Raw genomic sequence first — 22,298 nt, 5'->3', positions numbered from 1 at the left:
CAAACAAGGCAATTGCAATGTTTTAGAGGAAACTCTCACGTAACCGAGAACCGCTAAAGCCAAGGATTGGAACTGTATTGAATTATAATTTCATACCTCAAGCCACATCAAAAAACATTTTTCATCAGCCTCATAAACTTAAACTGAGTACAAGTTATTACAACTGTGACACTCAAATCACACAACCTTATTATTACAGTACCTATCATTCCCAAGATTGATCGTTATTTAGAGCAAGAATTAATTTTTGCTGAAAGCTTTTAAACAGGTTATATAGACATTCACCCAGTCGTTCCAAGTGGCTATATTGACTCTATAAAGTTTCTATTTGAAATATTTATATTGTTTAGAGGACGGAGCAATCGCTCTATTCCTTACCTTTAAGGTATTAATTACTCTTGTGTTTTCACAGTTAGTGAACAAGTAGCGAATATACTAGCAATTTGTATGAATTTTGTGTAAAGTTCTACAATTCAGTGTTCTTACATAATATGATGTTGATTGTTAGATTGCTAACGAACACTTGCGTCAGTACTAACGCAAAGTTACAGTGGCAGAAAACAAAGTTGACAAAAAATCGAAAGTGAATAAATTAAAAGAAAGTTGCGAGCTATCCTATTTTTGCCGCCAGGATAATATCAAGCAACTTGATCTGTAAGTGCGACTATTTAACCTAATTAGTTTATTTGTTTTTTTGAACAAACCCCGCTAAAAAAAACTTTGATTTACAATCAATGCAACTATTACCATATCTAAATAGACTCCAATCCTAATCGCCGATAAAACACTGATAAATAGAAACATTTTCTGTGAGTAAATAAACTTTTTTATTGAATTTGTACATATTATGACAATGGAATCTTTGCCACAGTTTGAAGAAGTAAATATTCAGAAATACTTAGAAGTTGTTCAACGGCGTTGGCTACCTCTAGTCGGAATTTTTAGCATCGCTGTTACCCTTGGATGTTTATATGCATTTTCACTAAAACCCTTCTATAAAGCAGAAGGGAGTTTGATGATTAAAACAAATCGATCTTCCTCACTCACAGGCTTATCCGAAGATATAGGACGGCTAGAAGCCTTGAATATCAATGACAATCCTTTGGAAACTCAGGTGAGAGTTATTGGCTCAAATCCAGTGATTGACAAAACAATTAAATCCCTCAACCTCAAAGATAATAAAGGTAAACTACTGTCTATTCGTGACCTGATAAGCCAACTAAAAATAGAAGGAATTAAAGGCACTGATGTTGTGCAAATTTCTTATAAAAGCACTAACCCTGAACTAGCTGCCGAAATCGTCAATGAAGTTATCAAAAATTATATCAATTTAAATATCGAGGCTAATCAGGATGAAGCGCGGACAGCCAAAGCCGTTCTCGTAACAGAAGTACCGAAATCTGAGGAAGTTGTCAGAAGAGCCGAATCAAAACTACGGGTATTTAAAGAACAAAATAAAGTTGTTGTTCTGGGACAAGAAGCAACCGCAGCAGTTGATACAATATCCAAGTTAGGAAACCAAATTTCTCAAGCTCAAGCTCAACTAGATGATGTCAAAGGCCGTTTAGAACAGTTAGGTAGTGAAGTTCAGTTAGATTCACGTCAAGGTGTAATCGCATCTGACTTGAGCCAAGCACCTGGAGTTCAGAAAGTGCTTATCCAACTCCAAGAAACAGAAAGTCAACTAGCAATAGAGCGGACTCGTTTTTCTCCTGAGCATCCTACAATCACTAACTTAGAAGATAAAGTTGTAGCTCTTAAGAATTTACTAAAAGAGCGGACAGGACAAGTTGCCGGGAAAGCACAAGTAACAGAAGGAAGTTTACAGATTGGACAACTGCGCCAAAACTTAATTGCAGATATTACTCGTGCTCAAGCAGAACGTGTCGGTCTAGAAAGACAAATTGCCACCCTTTTACGGCAGCAAGATGCTTACATCAAACGAGCAAATAATTTACCAAGACTAGAACAGACTCAACGAGAGCTAGAACGGAAACTACAAGCGGCTCAAACAACTTACGAAACACTTTTAAAGAAACGTCAAGAAATTGATATTGTACAAAACCAAAAGATTCCTAACGCTCGTGTCATTTCCTTAGCTTTAGTCCCTGATAAAGCAGAAGGCCCTCGCAAAATCTTATTTATTGTTGGTGGAGGAGCAGTTGGTCTTTTCTTGGGTATTATTGTTGCCTTTAGCTTAGACTTAATAGACCGCTCAGTGAAGACAGTTAAAGAGGCTAAAGAAGTCTTGAAATACACTGTTTTAGGAGTGATTCCTACACAAAGTAAAAATGGTAAAACTCATTCTTCCATAGGAGGAATTGATAGACCTATTCCCAAAGTTATTGGCAGAGATATTCCTTATTTCCCTCTTGGTAACGCTTACCAAATACTCCAAGTAAACTTAAAGTTCCTCTGTTCTGATAAACCGCTCAAGAGTATTGTAATCACAAGTTCCGTTTCTAAAGAAGGAAAGTCTGACGTATCTGCAAATTTAGCTGTGACTATGGCTCAGGCAGGTCGTCGAGTCTTATTGGTGGATGCAGATATGCGTAATCCCATACAGCATCATATTTGGGGGCTAAACAATACATCTGGACTAAGTAATGTCATCGTCGGTCAAGTTTCTTTAGACGAAGTTGTTCAAGAAGTGATGCCTAATCTAGAAGTTCTAACTTCTGGAGTTTTGCCTCCCAATCCAGTAGCATTACTAGATTCTCAACGGATGGCAACATTGATAAATAATTTTGGTAGAGATTACGATCTCGTTATTTTTGATACCCCACCTCTTTCAGGTATAGCAGATGCTGCTGTTTTAAGCACCCTAACTGACGGTATCCTATTAGTCGTTCGTCCTGGAGTCGTTGACTTGAACAGTGCCAATTCAGCTAAAGAATTTTTAAACCAGTCAGGTCAGAAGGTGTTAGGGATAGTCATTAATGGTGTGAATATTAAAAATGATTCTCATAATTATTTGCCTGAAAGTAAAAAGCCACGAATTGAACAAGATTTAGTATCTAGTGGTTTAACCAAATTTTCCAAAGATCGTTAATCGAAACAAATGACAAAATTTAATTTTTCTTGGGGAGGCATTTTGATTTTATATGGATAAAAGCAAAATAAAAACATCTTGTTTAATTAATAACTACAATTACGCTGAATTTATTTCAGAGGCAATTGATAGTGCTTTAACTCAAACAATTAAATTTGATGAGATTATTGTTGTTGATGACGCATCCACAGATAATTCTGCGGAAGTCATCGCTAGATTTGCTCAAGCAGACAATGTTAAATGTATCTTCAAAGAAAAAAATCAAGGGCAGTTATCATCCTTCAACGAGGGTTTTTTAGCCGCAACTGGAGAAATTTTATTTTTTTTAGATGCTGATGATGTTTACGAACCTCAATATTTAGAAACTGCCCTAAATTTTTATAAGAGACGTAGTGAATGTGACTTTCTCTTTTGTGCATATAAGAAATTTGGGGCAATGGAAGGAATATTTAAAACTGATGTAGTTGATGTAGATTTGGGTTATTCAGTAATCCGAACTTTATGCAATGGTGAATGGATTGGTTCCATAACTTCAACATTATCAATACGGCGAGAAATAATCAGTAAATTTTTACCTATTCCAAACACAGAAGATTGGCGCGTAAGGGCTGATGATTGTCTGGTGTGGGGAGCCTCTTTGGTAGGGGCTAAAAAGTTTTATATGTCTAACCCTTTAGTAAGGTATAGAATCCATCAAAATAATCAGTATCATAACAAGAGATTTTTAGATGTAGACAATAACTATGAATATAAAAGATTTTGGAAACGCAATTCTTTATTTAATTACATCCTTCAAAAAAATTATTTTAGTTTACCGTTATTATTAGCCTTTAAATCCCTTGATGAGCTAAAAACAATCCCATGCCCGAAAATTACAGATTTTATTTCATATTTGAAAATAATATTTTTGTTTGAACGTAATTTTTATTGGAAAATCAAGGGTATTGTTCTGCTATTTAACTACTTTTTAAAACTTTTCATGTCTGGCAAATTAAAAAATATTAGTCAATAGTTCTATAAAATTCTGAGTTAAATTATCAAAAATTTGCATATTGATGGAGAGTGTCACATGGTTAAGAAAGGGTAATGCTAAGTAAATTAAAACTTAAAAGCTTATCACAATTAAAATCTCGTTCTGGGCTGCGGGCAATTATTGCCAATACAGGTTGGTTGTTCGCTGACCGCATTCTCCGTATGGGTGCAAGCTTAGTAGTAGGAGTATGGGTAGCACGCTATTTAGGAGTACAGCAGTATGGTCTTTTTAACTATGTTTTAGCTTTTGTTAGCTTATTTAGTCCGATTTTTACTCTTGGACTAGACGATGTAGTAGTTCGCCATATTGTCCGTAAATCATCAAACAAAGAGGAAATTTTAGGAACCACTTTTTGGTTAAAGTTTCTGGGTGGAATTGCGTCTGTCTTATTGGCAGTTGGCAGTATGTTCTTCTTAGGTGAGCATGAAGCACTGAAGATATGGCTAGTTGCAATTTTAGCAATGGCAGGAATTTTTAGGGCGACTGATACCATCGAACTGTGGTTTCAATCACAGGTGCAGTCAAAATACAGTGTGATTGCTAAGAATATAGCTTTTCTACTCAATACCATCATCAAAATAGGACTAATTTTAACAAAAGCACCATTGTTAGCTTTTGCTTGGGTAACATTAGCAGAATTTGTCATGAGTGCAATCGGCTTGCTCATTGTTTACCAAATCAGAGGAACTTCGGTGTTGTTATGGCGCTGGAGTTTTAGTGCTGCCAAGACTCTTTTAAAAGAGAGTTTACCCCTCATTTTTTCGGGGTTCGCCATCATGATTTTTATGAGAATAGACCAGGTAATGTTAGGCCAAATGATTGGAGATAGCGAGGTTGGAATTTATTCTGCTGCTGTCCGTGTTTCTGAAATTTGGTATTTTATTCCTGCGGCCATTGTCTCTTCAGTTGCTCCTTCAATTTACGCAGCTAAAGAAAAATCAGAAAGTCTTTATTATCAGCGTATAGGACAATTACTCCGTCTCCTGACATATATATCTTTTGCAATTGCTCTGCCAATGACATTTTTATCTGACAAGATAATTATGGTGATGTTTGGAAATGGATACGCAGAAGCAGGCCCAATATTAGCAGTTCATATTTGGACTTCTTTATTTGTATTTATGGGTCTTGCAACATCACCGTGGTTTATCGCTGAAAGTTTGAACCACATTTCTTTAGGTAAAACTTTATTTGGGGCAATATTAAATATTATTCTTAATTTCTTGCTTATCCCTAAATATGCGGGTTTTGGAGCCGCGATCGCAACAATAATATCCCAAGCTTCTGCTGCTTTTCTATGCAATGCATTTGATAAAAGAACACAAAAAATATTTAAAATTCAGATGCGATCGCTACTTCCTTTTTATAAATTTTGATTTTTATCTTTAACCTTTACCGACCAATGAACCTAGCCAAATTAATCAAAAATGCAAACACCAGTAGCTCTTATTATTTTCAATCGTTCACAAAAAACAGAGAAAGTTTTTGAAGCTATTCGCCAAGCCAAGCCAAAAAAACTTTTTGTCATTGCAGATGGCCCTCGCAGCAACCGTGAAGGTGAGGCAGAGAAGTGTGAAGAAACTAGGGCAATTATTGAAAAGGTTGATTGGGAATGTGAAGTTATTAAGAACTATTCTGATATTAACTTAGGCTGTGCAAAACGAGTATCTAGTGGCTTAGATTGGGTATTTAATAATGTTGAAGAGACAATTATTTTAGAAGACGATTGTATCCCTCACCCGACTTTTTTCAGATTTAGCGAAGAACTACTGGAAAAATATAGATATGATACTAGAATCGCCACCATATCTGCCCAAAATGTTCAATTTGGGCGAAAACGCACAAATTACAGTTACTATTTTTCTCGCTATAACCACTGCTGGGGTTGGGCAAGTTGGAGACGTGCTTGGCAACATTATGATTTGACTATCAAACTCTGGAAAGAAGTGGAAGCAGAAAACCTTTTACATCATATTCTTATAGATCCGAAAGCAGTAAACTATTGGCGACGAATATTTCAGTCTGTTTATAACAATCCTACAGGTATAACCTGGGATTATCAATGGACATTTGCTTGCTGGATGCAGGGTAGTTTAAGCATTATTCCCAATGTCAATTTAATTTCTAATGTTGGTGTTGGTGCAGATGCAACTCATTTTAATTCCAAGCAAGAATTTTCGTTTATTAATATGCCGATAGAGGCAATGGAATTTCCTTTAAAGCATCCACCATTTATTGTGAGGAATATAGAAGCAGATATTTTTACACAGAAAACAGTTTATAAAGCAACTGCATTAGATATTTTTAAAGAAGAATTTAAGAAAAAATTAAATTACTCAAAAGTGAAACATAACTAGCAATCTAGTAAATTAAACACAAATAAAATGTCAGAAACAGAAACTAAGGTAAAGTTAACAGAAAAAATATTAACTATCTTATTATTGCTCATTACTGTAGGGGCATTGACCATACACCCTGCACAAGAAATTTCCACATCTACTCTTGGAGGCGATAAGTTAGATACTATATTCAATATAGTTTCATATTTAATTCTATTTTATTTTCTACTTTTATACTGGAAAGGCTTTCTTTATGTAATTACCAGAAGCCCATTACAATTTCTTTTAATAACAATAGTTATATTTTCTGTTTTGTGGTCAGGAGACTTAAATTCTAGTCTTACTTATTTGAGAGGTTTAATCAGACTGTATTTTCTGGCAATCTATTTGGCAATGCGTTATTCCCTCAGAGAACAAATGAGACTAATCGCTTGGGCCCTTGGCGCATCTGCATTATTATCGATGTTCTTTTCTGCATTTATACCTGGTTTTATTCACAAATCGCCTGAATTAGTAGATATGTGGAGCGGAATTTATGGTCATAAAAATGAATTAGGATACATGATGGCTTGGAGCGCAGGAGCTTTTTTGCACCTTGCTCTTAGTAGCAATCGATATCGTTGGTTGATGTGGGGAATATGTGGGGTATCTGTATCTCTAATTATCCTCTCACGTTCGACAACATCTTTAACGATTTTATTAACGATGATATTGCTTTTACCGATCTATAAATCCTTTCAAAAAACTAATTATAAATTACAAGTTATTATGATTACTTCGGCATTAATGTTATTAATTGTAGGTGTAACATTACTTGTTAATAATGCCGACGCTGTAGTTGGTACTTCTGGGAAAGACCTTACCTTTAATGGACGTTCTGATCTCTGGGAGCTAGTGATGTCCAAGATTTGGGAAAGACCCTGGCTAGGTTATGGATTTTCTGGGTTTTGGACTAGTACTGATGCATCTAATTTAAGGGCTACTTATGATTGGGCAAGTAATGCCCACAATGGTTTTTTAGAACTATTATTAGAATTAGGATTTTTAGGTTTTTTGACTTTCACAGCAGGTTTTATCAGGTTCTTTTTAATGGCATTTAATCGAATTATTTCTGTTGCTAAAAAACCAGAAGATTATTGGCCAATGCAGATGCTAATTATCATTGTAATAGTTAATTTTTCGGAAGCTCGACTATTAACTCCCAGTTGGAATTGGTTAATGTATGTCACCACTTCGTTATCTTTGACCCTGGAATATCAACGAAATCATAAGAATATTTTAGTTAGTAATTACGCAGTTAATAAAAATGAAAGTTTTACATCTTAGTACTCACGATATTGGTGGAGGTGCTGCAAGGGCTGCCTATCGCTTACACACAGGTTTGCAAGATATAGGACTACAGTCACAAATGTTAGTTCAGGAAAAATCTAGTAATGATAAAACAGTAATTGCCCCTAAGCTTAGACTATTTCAAGGGATTGCCAAGGCTAAATTGACATTTGAAAGCCTACCATTAAAACTTTATCGTCAAAAGAAAAACACTCCATTTTTTATTCAATGGTTGCCAGATAGAATTATTCCTAAAGTCGCTCAAATTAATCCAGATATAATCAATTTGCATTGGATTAGCGCAGCTTTTATGCAAATAGAAACGTTGCCTAAACTGAAGCGTCCTTTAGTTTGGACTCTCCATGATATGTGGGGGTTTACTGGAGGGTGTCATGTTATTGGAGAATGCGATCGCTACAAAGTATCCTGTGGATCTTGTCCCCAACTCAACAGTAGTAATGAATGGGATTTATCTCGTTGGGTATGGCGGCGCAAAGTAAAAGCTTGGAAAAATCTTAACTTAACTCTGGTTTCCCCAAGTTCTTGGTTAGCAGAGTGCGCTAGTTCTAGTTCTTTGTTCCAGAATTTTCGAATCGAGGTGATTCCTCACGGATTGGATACTCAAAAATATCGACCGATTAATCAGCATTTTGCGCGAGAAACACTGAAGTTACCTCAAAATAAGAAGCTAATTCTCTTTGGAGCAATTGAAGCAACAAGCGATCGAAATAAAGGATTTCATTTGTTGCAACCAGCTTTACAAGAATTGAGTAAATCTGGATGGAAAGAAGACTTTGAAGTGGTGATTTTTGGGGCATCTCAACCTGAAAATCCACTTGATTTGGGTTTTAAAACATACTATTTAGGGCATTTATATGATGATATATCTTTAGCAACTGTTTACTCAGCAGCTGATGTGATGCTTGTACCGTCTCTGCAAGAATCTTTTGGACAGACAGCTTCGGAATCTCTCGCTTGTGGTACTCCAGTTGTTGCATTTAATTCTACTGGTTTAAAAGATATTGTTGATCATCAACAGAACGGCTATTTAGCGAACCCTTATGAAGTTGATGATTTCGCCAAAGGAATTGCCTGGGTACTTGAAAATGAACAACGTTTAGAAAAGCTGTCATTCTATGCTCGCAAAAAAGCAGAGCAAGAATTTACTCTGGAACTTCAAGCATGTCGTTATTCAGGTTTGTTTCAGGAGATATTGACGATAACAAAGAAATCTTCATTTAGTAACTAGCTTAGTAAATCAATACTTCATAATATGTCAATACCTATAGCTTTTATAATTTGTACAGAACCTGGGCGCTTAGAAGCCCAATCTTTAATGCTTGCAGAAAGTATTCGTAAATTCTGTGGAGAATTGAAAGATACGCCTATATATAGTTTTCATCCTAGAGTGGGCGAACCTATAGCAAAGCAAACCCAAAAAGCATTTGAAGCGTTACAGGTAAATCATCAACAAATCCCTATCAATCAAGAATTCCATGAATATTATTTAGCAAATAAGCCCCTAACTTGTGCCTATGCAGAACAAAATATTGATGCAGAAATATTAGTTTTTCTGGACAGTGACAAATGCTTTTTCTCTGAACCAAAAGAATTTTTATTACCCGCGAATTGTAGCGCTCGGTTACGTCCTGAATATGGCCAAGGAATTGGTTCTACAGGTTTGCGAGACTCTCAAGAATGGTACTGGAAAAAATTATATGAAGTGCTGGGGGTAAAGCGTGAGGTATTTGTTGAAACACCAATTGGTAAGAAAAGAATTAGAGCTTACTGGAATTCTGGTTTGGTCGTTGTGAGAAGGAGTGCAGGTATATTTACAGCTTGGAAAGAGAATTTTGAAAAAGTAATGCGCCTTGATATAACTCCTCCTCAAGGTATTTATTTTGTTGAGCAATCTGTTTTATCTGTAACTTTATGTGCGTTGGAAGAAAACGTCGACCATCTTCCTCCTAATTATAGTTATCCATTGCCTCTACATAACCGATTATCACCAGAATTACAAATTAAACATTGGAATGATATTACATCGATTCATTACTTCAATTTATTCTTTTATAACGATTGGAATGCACAAATCAAAAAATTGAAAAAACTTAATATCAATTCCGAAAAATATCGATGGTTGTGCCAAGAGGTTGTCAGACTCCAAATGCCTCGCGTATCAGTTTTGCATCGATATATGTTGGTGATTAGAAGAATGGAACAAAAATTAAGAAATTTTAATTTAGATATTAACTTAAGTAGCTGGATAGAAAAAATGGCGAAACTTTAAACGTAATTATTTTTATTACGTTTAAATTTATTATTTGTATTGCTCGTTTCCAGACAAATTACATGAGGTAAATAGGATGAAAAAAGCAAATCTAGCTGTAGTGATGACCTGTCATAACAGGCGTAATATAACTCTCGCCTGTCTACATACTTTATATGAGCAGAAAAATAATTTTGATGTCTATCTAACTGATGATGGTAGTTCTGATGGAACTGCACAAGCGATAAAAGCACAATATCCAGAAGTACATATTCTTCAGGGTAATGGCAATTTATTTTGGGTGGGAGGGATGCATCTCGCCTTTGGTGAGGCGATAAAAAATCAATATGATTATTATCTGTGGCTGAATGATGACACATTTCTAGAAGCTAATGCTGTCAGTAAATTATTACAGATTCATCAAAATTTATCTGAGCAAGGTTATCCAGACTCAATTGTAGTTGGTTCAACGAAAGATCCAATGACAGGAAAAGCAACCTATGGAGGAGCAATAAAATCTAAAAAGTGGTATTCTAACAAATTTGAATTTTTAGAACCAAGTTCGGTTATCCAACAATGTGATGCTATGTATGGTAACTGTGTGCTAATTCCTAAAACTGTTGCTGCAAAAGTTGGCAATATTGATACAGCTTTTATTCACAGTTTGGGAGATTTAGATTATGCGCTCAGAGCGCGGAAATTAGGTTGTCAAATATGGGTAGCTCCTGGATATATTGGTACTTGTACTAAAAACTCTATCCACAATAGTTGGGTAGATACCAATTTAAGTGTATTACAGCGCTTGGAAAAAGTGATGCAAATTAAAGGATTTCCATTAAAATCCTGGACTATATTTTGTATCCGACACTCAGGCCCATTGTGGATATTTTACTGGTTCTTACCTTACATTAGAGCAATTATTGGTTACAGAAATTTGGCAAGTTCTCCTACCTTTTCTGATGATATTAGCCAAACTAACTCGGAAATCTGATTTTGCTACTTATAACCATTAGCTAATAATATTTAGATAATTTATAACTGTCTAAGTCATAAAAATCTTTCAAAACCTCAATTTATTAAATAGTTGAATAATCAATCATGTTATGGGTAAACGCTTACTAATTGTCTCAACGCTTGATTCAAGCCAACCATTTGGTGCATTTACTAGACCTTTTTATTTAGGACAATATCTTACTAAAGATTTTGATGTTTTTCAGCTAGGATTAGATTGTTCATCAGTTAATTATGCTCCTTCCCTTTCGATTGGTTCAAGAAGTCTAAAATCATATATTCAAACTATAGGAAAGTGTATCGATGAGTTTTGCCCAGATATTGTTTATGCTCAAGAAACTTTACCTGGATTAGCTGCTTTAATTTCACTTAAGCTTAGAAAACATAAAAATTCCTCTCTTGTATTAGATTTCCATACATTTTCAGCATATGAATACTGGATGCGCTTGTTTTCAGTTGCCAATCCTTTCAAGGAGTTTGTACAATGTATTAAGACATATATTGCTCAGGGAATTTTGGTATTCTCTGGTAGTCCAATTATTGCAGCAGGTGACTCTATTCCTAAACTAATTTCCCAGTGGTACGGTAAAACTCCACAAGAAATTTATAGTATTGGGAATGGAGTTACTGAAGATTTACTAAATACTGAATTGTTGTTAAATAAAGACCCCTATCAAGCCTTCAGACCAGCAAAAATAGTGGTTCTTATTGCTCCGAAAACATTTCAATTTCCAAGTAATGATATGTCTGTGTCAATGACTATTGAGGTTGCGAAACATCTTGAAAGTCATCAAGAAAAAATTCATTTTGTTGTTATAGGTAGAGATAGTAGCGATATTTCAGAACCAATACCCTCTAATATTTCTTTCTTAGGGTTTTTACCTAAAAGAGAGGATTTCGTTGACCATGTTAAATATGCGGACATTGCTTTGCTTCCATTCTCAAAACAAGCAGTAGCAGGTGGCGCTCGTAATAAAGCATTAGATTATTTTGCTAGTAAAAAGTTGGTTGTATCAACACCAGAAGGCTTACGAGGTTTAGAAGAGTTTCGGCACTTAGAACATCTTCTAGTAACAGGATATTCTACTGAAGAAGTCGCTAATACAATACTGGATGCAGCCTCAAATTTTCATAAATATCAACCACTCGTAGATACAGCATATACCTTAATTACAGAAAAATATTCCTGGAATGCAAAAGCACACAATATCGCCAATATCTTGATGAAAATAAGTCATGTTTAGTTAAGTCTTTCTAGTTTTAAATTTTCTTAATATTTAAATATTTATAAATTTAAATATTTCTACCAATTGCTTTCTAAATAATCACTTTGCTGTGACATAAACTCTCATAATTCTAAAAATAAAAATCTTAAGTCATGAAAAAACGATTTTCTTATAAACTTCTTGGTATTAAAGTTGATGCGCTCTCTATCCCAGAGTTAAATTTATTAATTGAAGAATCTGTCGAGAAACAGCAGAAGTGGATTATTGCAAATCACAACTTGCATAGTCTTTATCTATTTCATAATGACCCTGAAATGCAAGCTTTTTATGCTCAGGCTGAATATATCCATATTGATGGTATGCCTCTATTGTTCATTGGAAAGTTGTTAGGTTTTCCGATGAAACGAGAACAAAGAGTAACCTATGCTGATTGGATATGGCCTCTGATGGCGGAAGCAGCTAATAAAGGTTGGCGTGTATTCTATTTAGGTTCAAAGCCAGGAATTGCTGAACAAGGAGCAAGTATTTTACGCGAGAAGTTTCCTAGTTTAGACATTGCTTGCGCTCATGGCTACATTGATATGGATAAAAATAGTCAAGAAAATCTTGCGGTTCTGGCTGCAATTAATGCTTACAAACCTCATGTACTAATGGTAGGAATGGGTATGCCACGCCAAGAGCATTGGATTTCTGAAAATCTGGAATATATTCATGCCAACACTATTTTAACTAGTGGAGCCTGCATGGACTATGTAGCAGGAGCAATACCCACTCCTCCTCGGTGGATGGGAAGGGTGGGTTTGGAATGGTTGTATCGCTTGCTGTCTGAACCGAAAAGACTTTGGAGACGCTATTTGCTTGAGCCTTGGTTTGTAGCCACATTATTTTTACGGGAAATTTGGAGTATGCCAAGCCAACAAAAAAAAAATAGGATGCTGTTATTTCTCAGTACAAGATTTCACAAGTTTGTTGCGTGATTGAGTCTTGCAAAGCCTTATCAGTAGGGAACTCGATTCGTTGCGAATTTATGGAATACTGTATTAAGGCTTAGTCATGAATTACTCAACATTCTTTATTCTGCGTTCAAAAATTCCAAATACCCATTGCTAAGTTCTTTCACCGCCAAATCATAAAATTGCTTACCGTGTTCTGGTGTTGCTAAAGCCGGATTTGAACCCATACGTCCATCTGGATAATGCATTCGAAAATCAGCTGCGCTGTAAATTCTGTGTCCGGTTGCAACTTCTGGCGAGAGGGGTGCTTGCTTAATCGCCTTTGGATAAACGTACTGGGTGAGAGCTACTTCACTTGGGGTTGCATGAGAACCTTCTTGATTTCCATATAATTCTTTAGCTAGCTTATATACAGAATTGCACATAAACCAGTTTCCCACTTGACATTGCACGTGTTGAGCATTGGAAATCTGCAAGTCTTCTAAATGGGCGTAAGTTTCTGAGAATGCAGCTTTGAGGGTAGCAATATTACCGCCGTGTCCATTGATAAAGTAGAACTTGGTAAAACCAGCTTTGGCTAAACAAGTTATATAATCTCGCACTACTTGAATTAAAGTGCTGGGACGCAGACTGATAGTACCAGGAAAGGCAGTATGATGCAGTGCCATTCCCACATTGATTGTAGGGCCAACGATCGCTTGAGTCGCATCACCCACACCATGCGCGATCGCTTCTGCACAAATGGCATCAGTACCAATCAAACCAGTTGGCCCATGTTGTTCTGTGGAACCAATAGGGAAAATAATACCCCGTGACTGCTGTAAATAAGCTTCCACTTCTTGCCAAGTACTTAAATGCAGTAACATTTTGGATGATTTTCCTCAATAAAATTGTGGTGGGACATAAATTACCCCTAACATGATTATGAACTCCTTTGCTTTCTGGTGGTGGCGATCGCAATAAAATCAAGTTGGGGTGTTGAAGAGAAACGAACCGCAGAGGCGCAGAGAGAACATTGTGAATTCAACAATCTGTTGCGGTTATGCAGGAATTTTTCTAACGATAAATCCAAAATACCGATAGTCTTATCGTAGTATAATCAAATTCCAGATTCAGAGGGAATGCAACCTTATTAATCTATATACTTAATTATTGATATTAATAGTCAATTACTGAAGTACCGATCCAGAATCATCATGAAATCTTTGCATCGTCCCGATCTCTATAGCTGGTCTAATTTCAATCCGGCAAGAAATATTGATTTCAATGGGATTGCCTGGATTCGCCCAGATGGAAACATCTTGATTGACCCAGTAGCCCTATCAAACCATGATTGGAATCATTTGAAATCCCTCGGTGGTGTGCTTTGGATTGTGCTGACGAATTCTGAGCATGTCAGGGCAAGTAAGGAAATTGCCGATCAAACTTATGCTAAGATAGCTGGCCCTGTAGCAGAAAAAGATACTTTCCCTATACCTTGCGATCGCTGGTTATCTGATGATGAAGAGTTTGTACCTGGGTTAAAAGTAATTGAACTCCAAGGCTCGAAAACTCCTGGTGAATTGGCTCTGTTACTGGAGGAAACAACTTTGATTACAGGGGATTTAGTCAGGGCAAGGAAAGCAGGTAGTTTAACTATACTGCCAGATGACAAGCTGCTAAATCGAGAAGAGGCTGTTGCCTCTGTTCGCAGGTTGGCAGAACTGAGTCGAGTTGAAGCAGTGTTGGTGGGGGATGGTTGGCCAGTATTCCGTGATGGACGCGATCGCTTAAAGGATCTTGTAGCGACGCTGTGATGGGTGGGGCGATTGTTCATATAAAAGACCTCTCCCTGGTTTTACTACGCAAAACCTGTCCCTCTCCGACTCGGAGAGGGACAGGCTTGAATTTTAGTTCAAGAGGTCTGGCAAAATAAGGTTGCCTAAGCGCTGATGCACTATCGATAATTTGTTATCAATATATTGACAGTTAATAACTTGGCTGGCTAGCTAAATCAAGAGGGGAAGAATGAACAGTCGCCGCGTTGTCATTGTTGGCGCTGGATTTGGTGGATTGCAAGCTGCCCAATCTTTAGCTAATTCTGGTGCAGATGTATTGTTAATTGATCGCAACAACTATCACACCTTTGTACCGTTGTTGTATCAAGTTGCGACAGGTCAATTGGAACCTGAGTACATTGCTTACCCTATCCGCACGATATTACGGCGATTCTCTTTCCTGCGGAATAAGTCTAAGGTTCAGTTTTTGATGGCTGAAGTCGAGCAAATTGATTTTTCGGGGCAAACTGTTGAAACAGATAGTTGTGTAATTACCTATGACTTTCTGGTGCTGGCAACTGGCAGCCAAACCCAGTTTTTGGGAGTTCCTGGAGCTTTAGAATATGCTTTCTCGATGAGAACATTAGAAGAAGCAATAGCAATCCGAAATCAAATTTACTCTTGTTTTGAGGGAGCAATCCAGGAATCTGATTCATCACGACGCCAACAACTGCTGACGTTTACCATCGTCGGTGGTGGGGCAACGGGTGTTGAGGTTGCAGGTGCTTTCGTTGAAATGCTTCGAGGCCACTTGCGTCGAGATTATCCGACACTTTGGCAGCAAGTGAGGTTGATTCTCGTCCAATCTGGCGATCGCTTATTGGCTGATTTGCCAAAGAAGTTGGGAACTTACACTTACAAAAGATTACATCAGCTAGGAGTGGAAGTTTATCTGCAAACAAAAGTGACTAGAGTGACTCTTGAATCTTTATATCTGCAAAACGATGAGATAATTCCAACTGCAACCGTCATTTGGACTGCGGGGTTAGAGGCGAATTATCCGACAACATCTGAGGAGATATCTTCAGCAAAGAAGGGAAAATTACTTGTTCATCCCACCCTACAATTGCTAGAGCAACCCAATATTTATGCTATTGGGGATCTGGCATATATGGAACAGAACGGTAAACCATTAACTGGGGTTGCACCAGAGGCACTTCAGCAGGGTGTTGCTGTAGCTCGAAATATTCAACGGCAATTTCGAGGGAAATCACCAGAGCCTTTTAGCTATTTCAACAAGGGAAGATTAGCGATTATTGGCTGTTATTCAGGTGTAGGAAAAATTGGCGCATTTGCCTTTACAGGATGCTTGGCTTGGCTGATGTGGCTAGGAGTTCATTTAGTATATCTTCCTGGCTATCGCAGTCGTTTGCTAGTATTGCTTACTTGGCTTCACACTTACTTATTACGCGATCGCTCAGTTCGCTTAATTTTGTCTATGAAAGAACGTTAGCCCTCAAAACCGCCAAGAATTTCTCAATTCCTGCAATTGAAATCAATCAACGTTGACGTACTATAGTTGGAGTTAAGGCAATGAATGAAAACAGAAACTACATTAGTCTCAAATCAAAGGATGTTGCGATCGCCTATTTGTTGCTGCGAATTCTCATCGGTGTGAATTATTTTAATCACGGATTTACTCGCATTTTTAACATCCCTGGATTCGCTGAAGATACTGTCAAAGAACTAGCAAATTCTTATTTTCCAGAATTTCTGGTGAGAATCAATTCTTACCTAGTGCCCCCTGTAGAGTTAATTGTGGGCGTGTTAATCACACTTGGGTTAGCAACCAGAAGCGCTTTGATTGTCACCTTTGCCCTGATGATTATTTTAAAGTTGGGGGTGACATCGATCCAAAACTGGAGTGCAGCTACTTCTATGCTTTCTTACGGGATTGTGCTGTTTATTTTGCTTGCAGGTAGCAGCTTTAATATTTACTCCCTTGATCACTGGAGAAAAAAGAAACAAAACCTTGCAGACTCAGGAGCGGATCGTGAACAAGGTAGGGTCAACTTCTTTAGGAATAACTTTTGGATAAAACGTCGCCTACATAATCGTTTATTTAAGTAAAAGTTGCTACTCAGGGGATGGTTGACTCGTTTTCCGCGATGGAAGCGATCGCTTAAAGGAACATTACCCTGAGCAAAGCGCGATTATCCTATGGAAAGGCTGCGCGATCGCGTGCAGAATATTTACAGTACTGCGTAAAATTATGGATAATTCCCCAGTAGTCGCTCAAGCAGATGCATCCTTAGCAAATTACACTCAGGAAAATATACATCTAGTGGAGTCAGCAGTTATAAACGAAAAAATAGGAACTGATTTTGACTCTCGCATGATGCTGCGGTGTTTGGAACTTGCTCGCCGCGCTTTAGGACGGACTTCGCCAAACCCGTTAGTGGGAGCGGTGATTGTCAAAGATGGCGAGATTGTCGGGGAAGGGTTTCACCCTCGTGCAGGTGAGCCTCATGCAGAAGTGTTTGCTTTGCAAGCAGCAGGCGTTCGCGCTCGTGGTGCAACAATCTATGTGTCACTTGAACCTTGCAATCACTACGGGCGGACTCCCCCGTGTTCAGAAGGATTGATCCAAGCAGGGGTGGCAAAAGTGGTGGTGGGTATGGTTGACCCCAATCCACTTGTAGCTGGAGGTGGTATTGCCCGTTTACGAGCGGCGGGGATCGAAGTGTTGGTGGGAGTAGAAGAGTCAGCTTGTCGTCAACTAAATGAAGCTTTTGTGCATCGCATTCTCTACAAACGACCTTTGGGAATTTTAAAATATGCCATGACTTTAGACGGCAAAATTGCTACTACCTCTGGTCATAGCGCCTGGGTGACAAGCCAAGAAGCCCGCACTGAAGTACATCAGTTGCGGGCGGCTTGCGATGCAATAATTGTCGGCGGTAATACAGTGCGACAGGATAATCCTTATTTAACCAGCCATCATCTGGAGGCACATAATCCCCTGCGGGTAGTGATGAGTCGCCATCTCAACTTACCGGAAAGTGCCCATCTGTGGCGAACTGCGGATGCTCCTACTTTGGTGTTGACAGAGAAGGGTGCTAACCCCGATTTCCAAGAACTGTTGCTCAAACAGGGGGTGGAAGTCGTGGAATTAACATCCCTTACACCAGATCAGGCAATGGCGTACTTGTATGAGCGGGGTTTTTGTAGCGTATTGTGGGAATGCGGCGGTACTTTAGCTGCAAGTGCGATCGCTCAAGGAGCAGTGCAAAAAGTTTTAGCGTTTATCGCCCCAAAAATCATTGGTGGTAACATTGCTCCCACACCTGTGGGCGATTTAGGTTTTACTACCATGACTGAGGCATTGTCTTTGGAACGGGTTCGTTGGCGTGTAGTTGGCTCGGACTGCTTAATGGAAGGTTATTTCTCTAAAAAACCAATAGTCAATAGTAATAATACTTGACTATCAATCAATTTATCGTGATTTTACTATCATGAACACTGACGTTCATGGGCAATATCACGTATAAGGGCGAGCCGAGATTGAATGTAGTGGCACAGATAATCAGTTTCGTTAGGATCTAACAAAACTTGCGTTTCGGTTTGTTTCACTAACCACTGCACCAAGCTAGCATCATCCAGTTGTAAGAGGAGCTTGGCTTGGGCAGTTTCAACCACTGACCAAAGCTGACGCATGATTGTAGGAGTCATCAGACCTCAATTGAATAATTTAGCTTTGCTGTCTTCAGATTACACAATTCCGATCGCAATTTACGACATGAATGTACAAGCTGAGACAAGTATTATTAAAAACTTAATAATGGTATTTATAACTTTATGAAGATTAAGAATTTGAAACTCAGTTTGGAAATGGGGATTGGGGAAAACAGGTTCTTATGGGTTTAGCTGCAAAATTTAGAAGACAAATACACTAATTCTAAAAACTGGGTTTTTGTGTTTGCGAAGACTGAAATTATGTAGATTTTAGCCCAGTAAAGACAGTTTTTCAAATACTATATTGAATCCTGAATCTGTCTTCTAAGATACAAAAATTAAATTTTTGAGAACAACACTTTCTAGAAAGTTAACATCTTTTGGCTGTCGATGGACTCACAAAATCATGCAACTTTTCATCCCAAATACTAATGTAAATAAAATTACATTCTTGGCGGATAATCTGGCCCTTGACTGAGCCATTCTTAAATCTAAAATTATTAGACTGACGCTGTTGTACCTGTTTAAGCCCCTGCTTAATTTCTTCAGTCGCTTGCCCCTTTAACATTCCATTCAAGGTAGCCTCCATTACCTGCGGATCTACCGATTGGGCAAAAGATACCTCAGTTTGACGCAGGACTTTAGAATTACGATCAAATAAGTAGCCAAGATCAATTTTGTTTGGTACTAGTTTGTAAACAACAGCACGGGTATTGCCCCACGCGCCTCTTAAATCTCGATTTGGTTTGCCGAGGGTAGCTTCTACGGCACTTCTTGATGTACCTGTAGGAAATGCGGGAACGCTTTGGCTGCTGGTAGTTGCAGCTACTTTGCTAGGCGGTTGCTCGTTCTTTTGTGGTGTAGAACGTGGTTCTGGTGTGGGAACTGCAATATTCTCTGGTTCTGGCTGTGGTGTAGAACGTACTTCTGGCGCTGGAGTATCTGAAATTACAGGTTCTTCTGGCTGTGGCGTGGATACAATTGGGGGATTAAAGGTTGGCACGGGAATCACTCGCCGCCGTGGTGGTGAAACCGGTACAACTGGAACTGGAGAAGTTTGGGAAGAAAGGGGCGATTCGGTAGATGCAGGAGTGGGTAAAGACTCTAGCGATGGGGTAGGACTTGTGACAATGGTTGTTTCTGGTTGTTGCTGACGAGTGATGTTAGAAATTGCTACTGCACTAAGCAAGCCGCCTATGAGCAAACTACCAACAATCACAGCAGGTTTTTGCCAGTTTCCAGGAGTTGAAGAGCCTGGAATCACAGAATTTTTTTGCGGGGAATATAATGGCTGGGTTTGTCGAGTTGATGTAACAGTGGAAGGAAAATTGAGTGTGGAAGTCTTTGCAGCTAAATGAGGAGGGATATTACTAGCAGATTGCAAGGCGTGTAACATTTTACTAGCAGTGCTGTAGCGATCGCCAGCATGAGGCTTAATTGCTTGATTGAGTACCGCCGCCAATTGAGAAGAGACGTTAGGGGCGTACTCCTGCCAAAGTATTTCCCCAGTTTTTAAATCGGTTTGTAGTTCTTGTGGGTGTTTACCAGTTAGCAGATAAATCGCCGTTAAACCTAAGCTGTAGATATCAGTACCGTAAACTGGACGGCCAACGGCTTGTTCGCTAGGCATATATCCAGGCGTACCAATAACAAGCGATCGCGTGGGGTATCCTGGAGAATTCACCACAGAACGGATTGTTTCTTTGACTGCACCAAAATCAATCAAAACTGGCTTGTTATCAACAGAACGGAGAATAATGTTTTCAGGCTTGATATCCCGGTGAATAATGCCCTTGCTGTGGACATAATCTAAGACTGGTAGCAGACTCAAGAGAATTTGTTGAACAGCAGTCTCACTCTCAAATCCTTTGGCTTCGACAATTTTTGTCAGAGTTTGGCCGTGAATCCATTCTTGGACAAGGTAAAATTGCCCGTTCTCAGAAAAGTAGGCGTAAAGTTTAGGAATTTGGTTACTACTTTCACCCAAATATTCCAAGGTTGCGGCTTCCCGTTCAAACCGTTTTTGGATAATTTGATAATTTTGCGGTTCATTATTAGTTATCGGCTTGAGTTGCTTGATTACACAACGACGGCGAGAAGGTAAATGAACATCTTCTGCCAGAAAGGTTTCGCCAAAACCACCAGCGCCGATTACCTGGATAACTTGATAACGATTGTTTAACAGGGTTATTGTCATGAAAAATCACAAGCATAGACATCGGAGACACTCCGCCTCTGGGCTTGTCGTCAGACATCGCCCTTTCCAAATGTACATCACATCAAAGCCAGGGCGAAGGTCATTCGCGTCTACACAAGTAAAGTCCGCCTCTGTGGGCTAAGAATTTAAACCCACGTTCGCGTAGCGTTCCGTAGGAAAGGTGGCTAAAGCTTCATGTAGACGCGGTTTTTTACCGCCGATTTCGCTAAGTAAAAGTTAAGGGCTTGAAACCTACGGAGATGTCTTAGGTAAACTCTATAGTCTCAACAAACTCTAAAATACTCTCCTTAATATCTTCAGCTTCTTCTTCAACGGACTCAGGAGTTTCGCCGTCTAGAAAGCTATGCTGACTACTAACTATATACAAAAATTCACCACTGATAAAGGTAATTAGCCCCCGGTATGCATCTAATCTGATCGCAGTTCCATTATTTTCTTGTTTAGAAATCGTTGAACCTTTGGGCATATCAATTAATGCATAGTAAGCGCCTCGCAAAGTATCTTCTAGATATTCGGTATACTCCACAGAAGCCTCTGGTACATTGGCAAAAATCGCCTGGGGTACATACTTGTCTATTAAAATTGTTTGTAAATATTCTTCTTGCCCAACAGATTCCAGTTCCTCTAACTGTTCTAAAGGGAAAGGATAATAATCGATTCTCAACAAAGTACCGATGTCATCAGAAAAGCCAACAACTCCTTCCTGGCTTTGAATTCTACCGCCTTGTTGAGGATCGACTGGAATCGGCACAGTAAAATTACCTAAAGGGGATTGATATGTCTGTTCACTAAAATCTTCTATAACGACTGTCTCATCTTCATCATCGTCTGTATATTCTTCTGCTTCTTGAAAGGCTGCAATTACCTCCTTAATGATTTCCTCGGCTTCTTCATCTTCCAGTTCTAAGGCTGCTTGTAGCTTTTTGAGGTAGGCTTGTTTCGGTTTGGCGATCGCAAGTTCATCGTCTAAAAGCACTATTACCCCGGCTGCAAAACCATCCAAAACTAATTCATCTGAGAGAGATACTTTGGCAGTGTTAAATAGGGGCCCAATTCCCTCTTCTTCTGCAATAGCTAAAAGTCTATCAACTATTTCAGCGATTTCATCTTCTGAGTATTCCTCAAAAACCTCGAATTCCCAGAGGATACCCGCTAAACTTTCTGCATCTACATCTTCAATCACAGAATCAGCGATCGCAGTGACAGTTGCGATCGCCGCCACCGCTTCCTCTGGACTTAGAGATTCTTTTGATCTCTTTGGTGAGTTAAAAACCTTATCATATTTGGTCATAATTGCTACCTAAATTAATTCCTTGATAGTAATAATAGATTGAAAGTGACAATGGTCAGCTTACCAGTGGAGCGAATCTTCTAGA

General features: G+C 38.5%; 18 protein-coding genes. 14 read left to right on the top strand and 4 right to left on the bottom strand.

Going from position 1 to position 22,298, the window contains the following annotated elements:
- Nucleotides 1-847 precede the first annotated feature (847 nt).
- From VB732_RS20400 to VB732_RS20355, 10 genes are all read left to right on the top strand, one after another.
- Nucleotides 848-3,052, top strand: a complete 2,205-nt coding sequence (locus VB732_RS20400) for a polysaccharide biosynthesis tyrosine autokinase (protein WP_323232726.1) — start codon at nt 848-850, stop codon at nt 3,050-3,052.
- A 52-nt stretch (nt 3,053-3,104) separates the two neighbouring features.
- Nucleotides 3,105-4,064, top strand: a complete 960-nt coding sequence (locus VB732_RS20395) for a glycosyltransferase family 2 protein (protein WP_323232725.1) — start codon at nt 3,105-3,107, stop codon at nt 4,062-4,064.
- 74 nt (nt 4,065-4,138) lie between these two features.
- The gene (locus VB732_RS20390) at nt 4,139-5,461 is read left to right on the top strand and encodes a flippase (RefSeq protein WP_323232724.1); all 1,323 of its coding nucleotides are present in this window, start codon (nt 4,139-4,141) and stop codon (nt 5,459-5,461) included.
- Nucleotides 5,462-5,512: 51 nt separating this feature from the next.
- The gene (locus VB732_RS20385) at nt 5,513-6,442 is read left to right on the top strand and encodes a glycosyltransferase family 2 protein (protein ID WP_323232723.1); all 930 of its coding nucleotides are present in this window, start codon (nt 5,513-5,515) and stop codon (nt 6,440-6,442) included.
- A 27-nt stretch (nt 6,443-6,469) separates the two neighbouring features.
- Nucleotides 6,470-7,750, top strand: coding sequence for an O-antigen ligase (locus VB732_RS20380; protein WP_323232722.1), 1,281 nt, complete (start codon nt 6,470-6,472; stop codon nt 7,748-7,750).
- Complete coding sequence (locus tag VB732_RS20375; protein ID WP_323232721.1) at nt 7,731-9,002, top strand: glycosyltransferase family 4 protein; 1,272 nt, start codon at nt 7,731-7,733, stop codon at nt 9,000-9,002. Before VB732_RS20380 ends, VB732_RS20375 begins: the two co-directional genes overlap by 20 nt.
- 24 nt (nt 9,003-9,026) lie before the next feature.
- On the top strand, nt 9,027-10,043 hold the full coding sequence (locus tag VB732_RS20370; RefSeq protein WP_323232720.1) for a hypothetical protein: 1,017 nt from the start codon (nt 9,027-9,029) through the stop codon (nt 10,041-10,043).
- Between the two features lie 76 nt (nt 10,044-10,119).
- On the top strand, nt 10,120-11,013 hold the full coding sequence (locus VB732_RS20365) for a glycosyltransferase family 2 protein (protein ID WP_323232719.1): 894 nt from the start codon (nt 10,120-10,122) through the stop codon (nt 11,011-11,013).
- 112 nt (nt 11,014-11,125) lie between these two features.
- Nucleotides 11,126-12,277 carry a glycosyltransferase gene (locus tag VB732_RS20360; RefSeq protein WP_323232718.1) on the top strand — a complete coding sequence of 384 codons (1,152 nt, stop codon included), beginning with the start codon at nt 11,126-11,128 and terminating at the stop codon, nt 12,275-12,277.
- A gap of 134 nt (nt 12,278-12,411) precedes the next feature.
- Nucleotides 12,412-13,236: a WecB/TagA/CpsF family glycosyltransferase gene (locus tag VB732_RS20355; RefSeq protein WP_323232717.1), complete on the top strand. Its 825-nt coding sequence runs from the start codon at nt 12,412-12,414 to the stop codon at nt 13,234-13,236.
- A gap of 95 nt (nt 13,237-13,331) precedes the next feature.
- Here the strand turns inward: VB732_RS20355 and VB732_RS20350 are convergent, their stop codons facing one another.
- On the bottom strand, nt 13,332-14,078 hold the full coding sequence (locus VB732_RS20350; protein ID WP_323232716.1) for a creatininase family protein: 747 nt from the start codon (nt 14,076-14,078) through the stop codon (nt 13,332-13,334).
- A gap of 330 nt (nt 14,079-14,408) precedes the next feature.
- Between VB732_RS20350 and VB732_RS20345 the strand changes: the two genes are divergently transcribed.
- The 4 genes from VB732_RS20345 to ribD all read left to right on the top strand — a co-directional run bounded on the left by VB732_RS20345 (nt 14,409) and on the right by ribD (nt 18,453).
- A complete protein-coding gene (locus VB732_RS20345; RefSeq protein WP_323232715.1) occupies nt 14,409-15,008 on the top strand; it encodes an MBL fold metallo-hydrolase in 600 nt (199 codons plus the stop codon).
- A 211-nt stretch (nt 15,009-15,219) separates the two neighbouring features.
- Complete coding sequence (locus tag VB732_RS20340; RefSeq protein ID WP_323232714.1) at nt 15,220-16,482, top strand: NAD(P)/FAD-dependent oxidoreductase; 1,263 nt, start codon at nt 15,220-15,222, stop codon at nt 16,480-16,482.
- An 80-nt stretch (nt 16,483-16,562) separates the two neighbouring features.
- Nucleotides 16,563-17,099, top strand: coding sequence for a DoxX family protein (locus VB732_RS20335; protein ID WP_323232713.1), 537 nt, complete (start codon nt 16,563-16,565; stop codon nt 17,097-17,099).
- Nucleotides 17,100-17,241: 142 nt separating this feature from the next.
- Nucleotides 17,242-18,453 (top strand): bifunctional diaminohydroxyphosphoribosylaminopyrimidine deaminase/5-amino-6-(5-phosphoribosylamino)uracil reductase RibD, encoded by a 1,212-nt coding sequence (gene ribD / locus VB732_RS20330; protein WP_323232712.1) that lies wholly within the window; start codon nt 17,242-17,244, stop codon nt 18,451-18,453.
- A gap of 29 nt (nt 18,454-18,482) precedes the next feature.
- Here the strand turns inward: ribD and VB732_RS20325 are convergent, their stop codons facing one another.
- The 3 genes from VB732_RS20325 to VB732_RS20315 form a co-directional block, all read right to left on the bottom strand.
- Nucleotides 18,483-18,701, bottom strand: a complete 219-nt coding sequence (locus tag VB732_RS20325; RefSeq protein ID WP_114080301.1) for a hypothetical protein — start codon at nt 18,699-18,701, stop codon at nt 18,483-18,485.
- 373 nt (nt 18,702-19,074) lie between these two features.
- Nucleotides 19,075-20,901 carry a protein kinase domain-containing protein gene (locus VB732_RS20320; RefSeq protein WP_323232711.1) on the bottom strand — a complete coding sequence of 609 codons (1,827 nt, stop codon included), beginning with the start codon at nt 20,899-20,901 and terminating at the stop codon, nt 19,075-19,077.
- Between the two features lie 265 nt (nt 20,902-21,166).
- On the bottom strand, nt 21,167-22,213 hold the full coding sequence (locus VB732_RS20315) for a hypothetical protein (RefSeq protein ID WP_323232710.1): 1,047 nt from the start codon (nt 22,211-22,213) through the stop codon (nt 21,167-21,169).
- Nucleotides 22,214-22,298 lie beyond the last annotated feature (85 nt).

It is taken from the genome of Nostoc sp. UHCC 0252, assembly GCF_034931145.1.
In the GTDB taxonomy this organism is placed as follows: Bacteria; Cyanobacteriota; Cyanobacteriia; order Cyanobacteriales; family Nostocaceae; genus Nostoc.
The sequence above is the reverse complement of the archived record's forward strand: the minus strand, read 5'-3'. Positions and strand labels throughout refer to the sequence as shown.

What these genes read in the sequence shown, in the direction of transcription:
- VB732_RS20340 (WP_323232714.1), top strand. Translation starts at nt 15,220, where the DNA reads ATGAACAGTCGCCGCGTTGTCATTGTTGGCGCTGGATTTGGTGGATTG.
- VB732_RS20325 (WP_114080301.1), bottom strand. Translation starts at nt 18,701, where the DNA reads ATGACTCCTACAATCATGCGTCAGCTTTGGTCAGTGGTTGAAACTGCC.
- VB732_RS20360 (WP_323232718.1), top strand. Translation starts at nt 11,126, where the DNA reads ATGGGTAAACGCTTACTAATTGTCTCAACGCTTGATTCAAGCCAACCA.
- ribD (WP_323232712.1), top strand. Translation starts at nt 17,242, where the DNA reads ATGGATAATTCCCCAGTAGTCGCTCAAGCAGATGCATCCTTAGCAAAT.
- VB732_RS20400 (WP_323232726.1), top strand. Translation starts at nt 848, where the DNA reads ATGACAATGGAATCTTTGCCACAGTTTGAAGAAGTAAATATTCAGAAA.
- VB732_RS20320 (WP_323232711.1), bottom strand. Translation starts at nt 20,901, where the DNA reads ATGACAATAACCCTGTTAAACAATCGTTATCAAGTTATCCAGGTAATC.
- VB732_RS20370 (WP_323232720.1), top strand. Translation starts at nt 9,027, where the DNA reads ATGTCAATACCTATAGCTTTTATAATTTGTACAGAACCTGGGCGCTTA.
- VB732_RS20355 (WP_323232717.1), top strand. Translation starts at nt 12,412, where the DNA reads ATGAAAAAACGATTTTCTTATAAACTTCTTGGTATTAAAGTTGATGCG.
- VB732_RS20365 (WP_323232719.1), top strand. Translation starts at nt 10,120, where the DNA reads ATGAAAAAAGCAAATCTAGCTGTAGTGATGACCTGTCATAACAGGCGT.
- VB732_RS20350 (WP_323232716.1), bottom strand. Translation starts at nt 14,078, where the DNA reads ATGTTACTGCATTTAAGTACTTGGCAAGAAGTGGAAGCTTATTTACAG.
- VB732_RS20395 (WP_323232725.1), top strand. Translation starts at nt 3,105, where the DNA reads ATGGATAAAAGCAAAATAAAAACATCTTGTTTAATTAATAACTACAAT.
- VB732_RS20335 (WP_323232713.1), top strand. Translation starts at nt 16,563, where the DNA reads ATGAATGAAAACAGAAACTACATTAGTCTCAAATCAAAGGATGTTGCG.
- VB732_RS20315 (WP_323232710.1), bottom strand. Translation starts at nt 22,213, where the DNA reads ATGACCAAATATGATAAGGTTTTTAACTCACCAAAGAGATCAAAAGAA.
- VB732_RS20375 (WP_323232721.1), top strand. Translation starts at nt 7,731, where the DNA reads ATGAAAGTTTTACATCTTAGTACTCACGATATTGGTGGAGGTGCTGCA.
- VB732_RS20380 (WP_323232722.1), top strand. Translation starts at nt 6,470, where the DNA reads ATGTCAGAAACAGAAACTAAGGTAAAGTTAACAGAAAAAATATTAACT.
- VB732_RS20345 (WP_323232715.1), top strand. Translation starts at nt 14,409, where the DNA reads ATGAAATCTTTGCATCGTCCCGATCTCTATAGCTGGTCTAATTTCAAT.
- VB732_RS20385 (WP_323232723.1), top strand. Translation starts at nt 5,513, where the DNA reads ATGCAAACACCAGTAGCTCTTATTATTTTCAATCGTTCACAAAAAACA.
- VB732_RS20390 (WP_323232724.1), top strand. Translation starts at nt 4,139, where the DNA reads ATGCTAAGTAAATTAAAACTTAAAAGCTTATCACAATTAAAATCTCGT.